Source organism: Thalassotalea psychrophila (genome assembly GCF_031583595.1).
Classification (GTDB): Bacteria; Pseudomonadota; Gammaproteobacteria; order Enterobacterales; family Alteromonadaceae; genus Thalassotalea_A; species Thalassotalea_A psychrophila.
Genome location: NZ_CP134145.1, coordinates 4,037,734 through 4,049,715, shown reverse-complemented (window position 1 = coordinate 4,049,715; position 11,982 = coordinate 4,037,734). Strand labels below are relative to the sequence as shown.

Here is an 11,982-nt window from a genome sequence, read left to right as displayed (position 1 = left end):
TCCTAAATATTCTTTTAAAATTTTAAATGCCCACCAAGGCGATACTTATTACCCGGTGAGGTCAAAATAGCCAAACTGACCACACCATGAGATGACCAGGTGCGGCGTTTTACTTGTAAACATGGTTGTTGACTATCTATGGTCAACAACGCAGAAATTTTTGCTTCGCTTAGCACTGCTTCAATTTGATGAGTGGCTTCGGTAAGCGGTGCTTCTTTACTTAAATACTCATGTGGAGTAATTGCTGAGAAGTCTTGATTAATATATTCAGGCACTAAAGCTGCATTAACAAAGCGCTGCTCTAACTGAATCGGTTGCTCATCTTGCATATGTAATATTTTTGAAAAATAAACGCTATTGCCAATGGCTATATCTAATTCGATAGCTGTTGCAGCATCAGCCGCTAACTTTTCAATGCTTACTAGTTTAGCTGAGTATGTATGGCCAGCAGCTGTCACTTCATCGGCAATATTGCGAATCTCTAATAATGATGACTGTGACTTAAAGCTAGAAACAAAAGTGCCTGAGCCTTTTGAGCGGTTTAGAACCCCTTCATCGGTTAACTCTTGCAATGCTCTGCGTGCTGTCATTCGAGATACATCAAACTGTTCAGCTAACTCATTTTCAGATGGAACACGTTGATGCTCAGCCCACTTACCAGACTCAATCTGTTCAAAAATAAACTGTTTAATTTGTGTAAATTTTGGCGTTGTCATCACATTCCTTGAATTTAAATAGGCTTAACTTGTATATACAATTAAAAGCGACGGGTAATATCGCATAAAAAATCTGTATATACAAGTTGTGTGTGGATTTTATATGGTGAATAAATTTAAATAATTGTAGGTTCTAGTTTGGTGTTTTATTTACGGATGAGGGCTTTAGATAGTCCAAGCTAAGGTCTGCTTTGAATAAAAGTTTCGAAAGTTGAAGGGCTTATAATTGACTCTGAGACAATAAGTTGAAGTATAAAGCTTCCATTTTGTTAGTGGATATTGTTCTATCAGATTTAACCCCACTCAACCTATCCCAAATATACCAAGGCATCTCATAAAAATGTTTGCCGGATACATCGATTGTGTTGCCATTTTCAATAAATAATGAAATGTTGGTTTTATTGTTCAATGAATATTCAATATCTTTTCCAAGTATTGAAGGTAAATGATCGCCAGTAATAAAAATAATCGAATTAGGGTCAAGTTCTATCAGTGCAGAAATATATTGAGCGATTGCTTTAGTTCTATAATAAAACTGATTTGAGATCCTTTTAATTTTTTCGTTTGAGTGCTCAACTACTGCAATGTCAGGTCTTTTCTCTAAGTCTCGTGAAAATGGCATATGGCCATACATGCCTAATACATAATTGAAAATAGGTTTGTCGGTCTTGCTTAGTATCGTTCTGATATTTTGCAAATTATAATCAAGCAGGTCACCATCAAAAACCGGGTCTTCTCCACTTTTTCGCTCAAAACCGGATTGCTCTTCAAGATAAATTATATTGTTAAAATCTAGGCTTTTGTAAGCTTGTTTTGAGTTGAAAAATGATGCACTGGCAGCAATCGTTGCGAACGTATGGTAGTTATTCTGATTAAGGTGGTTAACAAAGCTGCTGGTTGTATTGCCCTGCATAACATTAAATTCTATTTGATTTACTTTTGATAATGCTTTAATTCCTGTTAGCAGCTCAAACTCCGCTTGTGCTGTGCCTCCGCCATAAATTGGTGAGGTTACCAGGGAGAAATTCATTTGATTATTGAGGTATTGAGTAAGCTCCTTGGCCAATATTGGTTGGCTAAATGCAATATCTTGTATTAGACGAGGATCAAAAAAACTTTCAAGCGCAATTATATGAACGTTTTTATTTTGTTTAATTTTATTTGGAAATAGAGTCTTATGAATATCAATTTGGCTGTCGCTCTCGTTAAATTGATTAAGTCGTTTATTATTACTGCTTTCGTTATTGGCGTAATAGATAAAACTGGAAAATTTGCCATTCTCTCTGATGGTATCTTCTTGCGACCATGTAGAGTAATTAAATATTTGCTTATGATAATTAATAAAAGAGTTAGAAGTTAATATGAAGAAGGCTGACGTTATTACTAATAAACGCACAATAATCGAGATGTTACGCGTCTTTTTATTTAAATCTTTTGATGCTAGGTAAAATAATACCAGTATGGAAATAGGGATCAGTAAAAACATCAATGTTGTGCCTAATGCCATTGCTATTTCAAATTCAAATATCGAAGCAATGTTCTGAAAATCAGAAGGCAAAGGCATTCGAATTAAATAGTTGTAAAAAAGATCAAACATTAAATACAAAACTAAGAACGGCACTAAAGGAAAGAAGTAGCGGACAAAGTAGTTCTTAATTTTTGGAAAAAACAATGTCAACGAACACATTAGAATAAAAGGTACTTCTATCCAATAAAATTGCTCAGTGAAAAAACGTCCCGAGCTACCTAGATTCGCCCACAGGTAAGAATAGTCCATGTAAAAAACGACTGTAGAGTAGGCTAAAACTAAAAATATGGCTAGTGAGCTAAAAACTCTAACATTGCTATTTTTGTGTATCAAAATTGCGACCTATAAGCATAAACAGGAATTAAAAAACAAGGTTATAAAGTTGATGCAAAAATGGAGGGGATAATTGGCTACGACTTGTAAAACCATAGCCAATTCTCATTTTATTGAGCGATTTTAACTCGGATTTTATTCTTAGCAATTCTTTTTTCATGCAAACTTTTTAATGCAATCGCGGCTTCTTTTTCATCTGGCATTTCAACAAAAGCAAAACCTTTTGATTTTCCTGTAGCTTGGTCAAGAACCAAAGTGCATTCAGTTACATAACCGTGAGCAGTAAATAGCTGACGAATTTCTTGTTCTGTGGTTTCGCGTGAGAGGTTACGAACTAAAAGTTTCATAATGATCCATGTGATAAATAAATATAACCTGAATTATCGCAATTAAATCTGAATTTACCAAGTTATAGTTTAAATTGGACAGATTTAGTTTTATTAACCCTTATAAAAAATAATATTATTTAATAAAATTGATGTAATATCTTTATCGCGAAAAAATAATCGTTTAGGAATTTTGTACCTCATGCTTAAAATCACTTATGGCTTAGCGTTAATTTATACATTTATGTTTAGCAGTAATTTGCTGGCAAACGTAAATACATACATCACTGTTGAAGAAGTAAAAATAGGTAAAGCAAAAGCAGAACTACCAAAAGTTGCAAGTCAGTTTGATATATTAATTAATAAATTCAGCGCAGAATTAGTTAAGGTTGATGGCGAAAAAAGCTTGCACACACTAGCAACTCAATTTGCCAATAGCTTATGGCTAGAAGCAACCAGTTATATGCAAACCCATAAAACCTTTGATGACAGGGCGCTTTATTGGGGCCGTTTACAAATGGCTAAACATTTAAGAGTTTCAAGCGTATTTTATCAACTACCTTTGGTTAGCCAGTCTAAGCTAATGAGTGATTTTGAGTTAGCCAGTCGTGGTCTTAATGATGTTAAATTTACAAAAAATACTGATAAAAAAATATTAGTTACCGGTTTTGACCCATTCTATTTACATCGAAATATTGCGCAAAGTAATCCTTCAGGTATCGCGGCAATCAATTTAGATGGTGTGGTAATTGAACAAGATGGCGTAACAGCTGAAATTCAAACATTAATCGTGCCAGTGCGCTTTGCTGATTTTGACCAAGGCATGATTGAAACTATGCTAACGCCTCATATTAAATCTGGTGATGTTGATATGGTGACAACAATAAGCATGGGTCGCAAAGAGTTTGATTTAGAGCGTTTCCCTGGACTGCGTCGTAGTTCTGTCGCGCCAGGCAATTTAGGTGTTTACACCGGTGCAAACAGTAAAAATCCACTAATCCCTTTTTACCAAGGAAAGCCTTTAGATGGCCCTGAATTTGTTGAATTTAGTTTACCTATTGCGGCAATGCAAAAAGCTAAGGGCAAATACCAAGTTATTGATAACGCCGCTATTGAAACTTTGCAGAAGGGAAAGTTTACAGCAAGTAGTTTAGCTGATTTAGCCAATCAAACTGCTGTACAGGGATCTGGTGGTGGATACTTATCTAATGAAATTTCTTATCGTAGTATTTTAATTCGTAATCAATTTAATCCAAAATTGCCGGTAGGGCATATTCATACGCCACGAATTAAAGATTGGCAAAAAGTAGAAGTGCAAGGTATTGTTGACCAAATTGAGCAAATGTTTATTCAAGCATTAGTAGCGATATAACCATACCGCTACTAAGAATAACTTAGTTTAATTAGTAAACGAATTTCTTCTCAATAAAAGCAGCATCAGGATAGTTAGAGTTCCTATACTTCCGCCGCTGCTATTGTCGTCATCTACTGCTTCGTTATTAGTTTGTGTTTCGGTAGCAACTTCAGCTTCAGGGTAAATATCCTGTGTTACAACAGCGGTATCTGTTAACTTACCATCGGTCACTTCAACCTTAAAAGAAAAGCTTGTTTGCTCTGTAACTGTCGGTGCTTTAAACGTTGCCGAACTACTGGTGATGTTTAATAGCTCAATTTGTGGTCCAGCCGTTTGGCTCCATAGATACTGAAGCGTATCATTGTCAGCATCAGTAGAACTTGCTGCTGATAATTGCACATAATCACCAGCAAATATTTGTTCTGTTGGGCCAATAGCTAGCGCTACCGGAGCCTGATTTGGTTGAACAGGTTGCTCTGGTTGTTCAGGTTCTTCAATGACAATACAGCCGTCGTTATCAACATCACTATTTAATGGTGTATTAGGGCATAAGTCGAGATCATTGTTTACGCCATCTTGGTCATCATCAGCAACTACTGGTGGCACAGTGACAATACAGCCGTCACTATCAACAGCACTATTTAAAGGTGTGTCAGGGCATAAGTCGAGGTCATTATTTACACCATCTTGATCATCATCACCGACTACTGGTGGCACAGTGACAATACAGCCGTCACTATCTACAACACTGTTTAATGGAGTGTTTGGGCATAAATCGAGGTCATTATTAACACCATCCTGATCATCATCGAGTATCACCGTATTATTAGGTGTAGCTTCGTCACAATATGCAGATGAGTTAGATGGATCTGGAGTACAATGCGCTACATAATCTACTTCCATGGTTGCTTTATTTAGGCTTGAGTCGATACTGCCACCTAAACTTCCACCCATAGCAACATTGAGTAAAATAAACATTGGCTCCTTATATTGAGCACAAGCGCTTATATTATGGGAAGTAACGAGTGTGTCATCAATGAAGAAGCTGATGTTGTTTTCATCCCATTCCATTGCATATTTATGCCATTGTAAAACGTCGTTACCACCGTTTGGGTAACTATATCTCACTTCATTAGCGCAACCGTTAGTGTTGAAAAAATTGGTAATAAAGGTGTTTGGCTGATTGGAAAACCATTCCCATACGTCTATTTCTCCAGCGCCAGGATTTGGCCAAAAACTAAAGTCATCATCATTTTTAATTGGCTGCTGGTTGATACGGTTTTCCAACATCCAAAATGCCGGCCAAGTACCACCTTCTAAATTGTGAAATTTTATTCTAGCTTCAATTCGGCCGTATAAAAACTCGGCCTTGTCTTTGCTGTTTAGTCTGCCTGAAGTCCAACTTTTTTGTGCTCCACCTAATCCTGGGCAGCTTATTGCTTGCTTTCTGGCGATGATTTGAAGAGTGCCATCAGATACCTGGTAGTTTTGATTCGCTGAGCTTTCATCATCGGTATAACATTGTACTTCGTTGTTATAATTCGCATTTGTTTGCGCAGTCCAGTTATCCCAGTTAACACCGTCACCATCGAACTTGTCAATCCATTCAACTTGCCAGCCGGCCTGCACGGTTGTACTTAACATAAAAATAAATAAGCTAGCGGTAATGAACTTGAATGTTCTCAATGCTTGCTCAATAGATAAAAAGTTATTCATAAAATGTTCCAAAAAATAGTTAATACGTTAAGCCAAAGCCATAGTTAAATAATGGCTTTTGAGGAGTATTGTCAATGTTCACTCTAGAGAGGGATTCTTTTGGCCAGCTGAAAGATAACTGTCCATGAAAATTATAATCACCAAAAAGAACATCGCTAATTCCCTGGCCTTCCGAGCCAGGTAACCAAGCAGCGACAAAAGCACTAGATGCTGCTAATTCTTTATTAATAACAAGTGGTCTGCCAGAAACTAACACACAAACAACAGGGATGTTTTTAGCGCTAAGCGTGCTAATTAGGTCGTAATCTTCAGGGTGTAATTTGTTGAGTTCTAAAGACTTTCCATAAGGTTTTATAAGGTTCATTTCGCCGTTAATTAGTGAGCCAGTTTCAACAATAATATTGTCACCATGACGAATATCTCCCATGCCTTCGGCATAAGAATGTTCACCAATAACAACAATGGCAGCGTCAAAATCAGCTAATCCGCTAGTATCAGAATTGACCTCACAATTTAATAGGGCGTTAGGAGCTATGCTTTTTATGCCTTGCCAAATTGATGTGCCGCCTTCAATCAAGTTGTTACCCGTAACGCCCTGCCAATCTATGGTAAAACCGCCACATTGATGACCTAAATTATGCGCGTTTTTACCAGTAACCAAATAACGTTTCTCTTTGTCTAAAGGTAGCAATCCTGCTTGATTTTTTAATAATACTAACGATTTTCTAACCGCTTCTCTGGCAACTTCTCGGTGAGCTAAGCTGCCAAAGCTTTTATGATTTGCCCATTCTCTGTCTTTAGGTTGCGGAGCCTCGAAAAGCCCGCTCGCAAATTTTACCGAAAGGATTCTGCGTACAGCGTCATTAATTCTTCCCATAGGTACAGTACCTAACTCAACATGGCTAAGCAGATGTTCGATAAACTCCTGCCAGTTGCGTGGCAACATAAACATATCGATGCCGGCATTCACCCCTAGACCGATTGATTGATAGAAATCACTGGATAAGTAATCAATAGCATCCATATCGGAGAGGATAAACCCTTGAAATTCCATGTTTTTTTTCAGAACGTCAGTAAGAAGATATTTATGGCCGTGACACTTGTCGCCATTCCAGCTACTAAACGATGCCATTACTGTACGAGCACCAGCGGCTAATGCTGATTTAAATGGTGGTATATGAGTTTTTTCTAATTCGGCCCAACTTAAAACCGAATCACCTTGATCAACACCGTGAGATGTAGCACCATCGCCAACCCAGTGTTTTAAACAGCAAATAATGCCGTCATCATTAATGTTGTCCTGCATGCCTTTTATTATTCTTGGTGCGTATTCAACGTTAATATCAGGAATTTCGGCGAAGCTTTCGTAAGTTCTACCCCAATTATTATTACGGGCAACGGCTAGGTTTGGCGCAAATACCCAATCTAAACCACTGGCAAGAACCTCTTTTGCCGTTATGTGAGCGACACGTTCAATCAAATCAGCATCGTTGGCAGCACCTAAGCCAATATTATGAGGAAATATTGTTGCCCCTTTAACGTTATTATTACCATGTACCGCGTCAGCGCCGTATATGATTGGAATTGCTAAATGGTCTTCATCGGCTTCCATTGATGCATTCCAATATGCATCAACCATGTTTACCCAGTCTTGCGGAGAGTTATTATCAGGGGAAGATCCAGCGCCACTTAATATTGAACCTAAATGATATTTTTTTACATCAGCAGGCGAGCAGGTAAGTCGTTCCACTTGTACCATTTGGCCAATTTTTTGTTCTATGGTCATCGAAGAAATAAGCTTTTCTACTTTATCTTTAATGACTTTGTCGTATTTAAGTTTATTCATGGTGTTTTTCGACAATGTTGAATTCCGTTTGTAAAGGAGCTTCTGAGCATCCTCCTATCCATAACTGAAACCGGCCGGCTTCGGCGTTTAATTGCATTTTTCTGTCATAAAATGCTAACGCATCAGTAGAAAGCTCAAAATTAATTATTTTTGTTTCACCGGCTCTTAAAAATACACGCTGAAACCCTTTTAGCTCTTTTACCGGGCGAGTAACACTGCCAACTAGGTCTCTTATATAAAGTTGGGCAACTTCTTCGCCATCAACGCTACCGGTGTTACTAAGCTGCGCGGATATTTGTAAGCTGTCACCAATTGCAAGATTTTCTTGGCTAAGCTCAACGTTGCTGTATTCAAATTGGCTATAGGAAAGACCAAAACCAAAGTGAAATAGTGCTGAAAAATGAGTATCTAGATGAGTAGCCGCCATACCTAGTGAGGTTTGTGCAGCTCGTTCTGGGATATCATTCATATGCACGAAAGATTCATTGGTTGCCGGTTTTCCAGTATGCTTTTGCGCGTAATAAAGTGGTATTTGACCAACGTTGCGTGGAAATGTTACTGGTAACTTTCCTGATGGTGATTGCACACCAAAAATCAAATCAGCAATAGCTGGGCCACCCATGGTGCCGGGATGCCATGCATAAAGGATGCTATCAACCTTATCAATAATATTGCTTAGGGTTAATGGTCTACCTGCCATTATTACTAATGCTATAGGTGTACCTGTTGCTTTAATGGCGTCAATTAATTGTTCTTGGCACCCGGGTAAGTCGATACTCGAACGACAATGCGCCTCGCCAGATAAGATAGACTCTTCTCCCAAAAACAGTACGGCAACATCTGCTGCTGTGGCAATATTGACAGCTTGGGCAAAATCTTCTTGATTATAACTACGAGTATTTTCTATCGCTTTCGCATATTTAACCTCTACTGATTCACCAACTAAGTTTTTTATCGCTTGTAAGCAGGTATGGCTATGCTGTGTTTCACCATCAAAAACCCAGGTGCCAAGTTGTTCATAACCGTCATCGGCCATTGGGCCAATAACAGCTATTGAATTTGTTTCTTGGCTAGAAATAGGTAACAGGTTGTTTGAATTTTTTAATAATACACAGCTTTTAAGAGCAGCTTGTTTGGCTGCTGCTAAGTTTTCTTCAGTCAGTACTTTTGGTAAAGACGTAAGCTCTGTATATGGATTATCGAATAAACCAAGGTCATATTTTAAGGTTAATATACGGCCAACCATCAGGTCTATTTGCTCTATATCTATTTTACCTTCAGTGACTAATGCTTCTAAATGATCATGATAAGTACGGCTGACCATTTCCATATCAATACCGGCATTAGCTGCTTCAAACGCTGCATCTTTGTCGTTATCAGTAAAACCGTGCACGGTTAACTGCCTGATAGAGTCCCAATCACTAACGACGAAACCGGAAAAGTCCCATTCCTCACGTAGTACTTGTTTCATTAACCATTCATTACCAGAAGCAGGAACACCGTTTAGATCGCTAAATGAAGCCATAAAAGTAGCTACACCGGCATCAGCCGCAGCTTTAAAAGGAGGCAAATAAACGTTTCTTAGTTCATTCTCTGGAATATTAGCGGTGTTGTAATCTCTACCGCTTTCTGAGGCTCCGTAACCGGCAAAATGTTTAGCACATGCTGCAATTGCTCCCGGATCATTTAAATTTTTTCCTTGGAAGCCTTTTACCATTGCAACACCAAGGGCTGAGCATAAATAGGGGTCTTCACCTAAACTTTCGGCAATTCTGCCCCAGCGAGGATCGCGGCTAATATCTATCATTGGTGCAAAAGTCCAGTTTACCCCGCAGGTAGATGACTCTAAAGCACTGATACGAGCGCCCTGTTCTACAATCTCTGTTGACCAACTTGCTGCTTGTCCTAATGGGATAGGAAATATAGTTTTAAAACCATGGATCACATCTCGGCCAATTAATAGGGGAATGCCTAATCGACTTTCTTCAACGGCAATGCGCTGCAGTTCGTTTACAGTATTTAAGTCAACTTCATTTATCACTGAACCTAACTTTCCTTGACGAAGAGCAGCAGCTATATGTTCAGGGATCCAGCCTTCGGCGCCGGCAAGTTGACTCATTTGGCCGATTTTTTCGCTAATATTCATGCGTGATAATAGTTGCGATACCGGTAAATCAAAATTTGGATTAAGTTCACTCATTATTTTTAAACAACTATTAGCAGACATCAAAAACCTTCAAAAGACTCTGAATGAGAAAAAGGTCATTTGGAAAATGATAAAGACCTAATAAAATTTCATTGTCTTATGTTATTAATTAGAAAATTCGTATATTTGAAGAATATAAGGTCGTTCGCCAGAAACAATCTAAATAAGATAAAGCGGACTTGGGCTGAGATAACGTGGCCATTCACAGGGGGTTGGTATCAAAAAAGAGACATTTACGCTTTAAATATAACTAAAATCCACTTCACCGTTACTACATCCCCAACTCATCGTTTTAGTATTGTTTTACAGGCAGTTATATATAAGGTCAGAGTATCCAATAAATTGATGTTTTCTAAAAATACCAAATTGATTAAGTCACATTTAGAAAAATTCATCGCATAAAACCCGCCAAGGAAAAGTGAAATGAGTACACCTAGCCACACTCAAACGGTCGATGCTGATAAAGTTTCGATGGCAAAAAAAGTTATCTACGGACTAGGGGCATTTGTTAATAACTTGCTTGGTGCGGCAATGGCCACCATGGCAATCGTGCTCAACTTGGGGTTAGGGATGAATCCTGCACTAGTAGGATTATTAGGTGCTTTGCCTCGTTTTATCGATGCGTTTACTGACCCCCTAATGGGCTATATTTCAGATCATACTAAATCAAGGTGGGGCAGACGTAGGCCTTATATATTCATAGGTGCGATCCTTGCAGGTATTGTTTTTGTTTTATTATGGCAATTACCCCGAGACCAAAGTGAAAACTTTTACTTTTGGTTCTTTTTGATAGGCTCTATAATTTTTTATCTTGCTTATACTATTTTTGCAACGCCTTGGGTTGCATTAGGTTACGAGTTGACTCCAGATTACCATGAGCGTACGCGCATTATGGCAGTGCAGAATTTTATGGGGCAATTTGCCTGGTTACTTGCTCCATGGTTCTTATTATTTATGCAAAATGAAACATTGTTTAGCGATATGATAGAAGGCGCTGGTTGGTTAGCTGTTATTATCGGCATCTTTACGGTTTGCATTGGTATATTACCGGCGATATTCCTTGCTGAACGCTTTACTCCAATACCAACGTCGCAAAAAGTTCCTGATAGCGAAACACAGCCTAAAAGTGTGATGGCCTCTATTGCTGATTTCTTTAAAGGTTTCGCTATTACCGTTAAATTTAAACCATTCCTTAAATTATGTGGTGCAACTTTTCTTGTATTTAACGGTTTTATGATGGTTTCTGCGTTCCAAAGTTATGTCATTATTTATTATGTTTTTGGTGGTGATCAAGTGTTAGGTGCAGAGTATGTCGGTTGGGCCGGTACGGTGTCATTTATTGCCACGTCCTGTTCTATATTTATTGTCGCTAAGTTGTCTACCTTGTTCGGTAAACGAAGTGCTTTTTTCATTACCATCGCTATTTCTATCTTTGGTTATGCGTTGAAATGGGTTTGTTTTACTCCAGATAATCCACAATTAGTGCTAATTCCTCCGATATTTTTTGCTTTTGGTTTGGGCGGATTATTTACGCTGATGGGTTCTATGGTTGCTGATGTATGTGACATGGATGAGTTAGAGACCGGTGAACGCCGTGAAGGTATGTTTGGCTCGATCTTTTGGTGGGTAGTTAAATTAGGTTTAGCAGCGGCGATGGCAGCGGGCGGTTTCTTACTTAATGCAACTGGTTTTGATGTAGCACTAGGCGGTGCTCAATCAGCGGATACACTATTCTACATGCGTTTAGCTGATGTACTTGTGCCCGTGCTTTGTTCAATCATTGCGATTTGGTTGATAGCAAAATATCCAATCACTGAAACCTTAGCACAAGAGGTTCGTGAAAAACTGGAATTAAGACGAGGTAAGTCTGTAGCCGAGGATGACGATTTTGTTGATGCTGAGGTGAATTTATCAACTATCTAGAATAGTAATATCTCTATCCCAAAAAATTGCTCTA

At 38.4% G+C, this 11,982-nt stretch carries 8 protein-coding genes; 2 read left to right on the top strand and 6 right to left on the bottom strand.

What is annotated here, in order from left to right:
• Positions 1-14: 14 nt before the first annotated feature.
• From hutC to RGQ13_RS16785, 3 genes are all read right to left on the bottom strand, one after another.
• A complete protein-coding gene (hutC, locus tag RGQ13_RS16795; protein ID WP_348390890.1) occupies positions 15-716 on the bottom strand; it encodes a histidine utilization repressor in 702 nt (233 codons plus the stop codon).
• 220 nt (positions 717-936) lie between these two features.
• A complete protein-coding gene (locus RGQ13_RS16790) occupies positions 937-2,313 on the bottom strand; it encodes an LTA synthase family protein (RefSeq protein ID WP_348390889.1) in 1,377 nt (458 codons plus the stop codon).
• A 374-nt stretch (positions 2,314-2,687) separates the two neighbouring features.
• Positions 2,688-2,924, bottom strand: a complete 237-nt coding sequence (locus RGQ13_RS16785; protein WP_348390888.1) for an RNA recognition motif domain-containing protein — start codon at positions 2,922-2,924, stop codon at positions 2,688-2,690.
• A gap of 181 nt (positions 2,925-3,105) precedes the next feature.
• Between RGQ13_RS16785 and RGQ13_RS16780 the strand changes: the two genes are divergently transcribed.
• On the top strand, positions 3,106-4,275 hold the full coding sequence (locus RGQ13_RS16780; protein ID WP_348390887.1) for a pyroglutamyl-peptidase I family protein: 1,170 nt from the start codon (positions 3,106-3,108) through the stop codon (positions 4,273-4,275).
• 27 nt (positions 4,276-4,302) lie between these two features.
• Here the strand turns inward: RGQ13_RS16780 and RGQ13_RS16775 are convergent, their stop codons facing one another.
• From RGQ13_RS16775 to bglX, 3 genes are read right to left on the bottom strand one after another with little or no spacing between them, the layout of a single operon-like run.
• Positions 4,303-5,973, bottom strand: coding sequence for a glycoside hydrolase family 16 protein (locus RGQ13_RS16775; RefSeq protein WP_348390886.1), 1,671 nt, complete (start codon positions 5,971-5,973; stop codon positions 4,303-4,305).
• A 19-nt stretch (positions 5,974-5,992) separates the two neighbouring features.
• Entirely contained in the window at positions 5,993-7,819 is a 1,827-nt protein-coding gene (locus RGQ13_RS16770; protein WP_348390885.1) for a glycoside hydrolase family 3 protein, read from the bottom strand.
• Positions 7,812-10,046, bottom strand: a complete 2,235-nt coding sequence (gene bglX, locus RGQ13_RS16765; RefSeq protein ID WP_348390884.1) for a beta-glucosidase BglX — start codon at positions 10,044-10,046, stop codon at positions 7,812-7,814. Before bglX ends, RGQ13_RS16770 begins: the two co-directional genes overlap by 8 nt.
• A 402-nt stretch (positions 10,047-10,448) precedes the next feature.
• Here bglX and RGQ13_RS16760 point away from each other — a divergent pair, with 402 nt between their 5' ends.
• Positions 10,449-11,948, top strand: a complete 1,500-nt coding sequence (locus RGQ13_RS16760) for an MFS transporter (protein WP_348390883.1) — start codon at positions 10,449-10,451, stop codon at positions 11,946-11,948.
• Positions 11,949-11,982 lie beyond the last annotated feature (34 nt).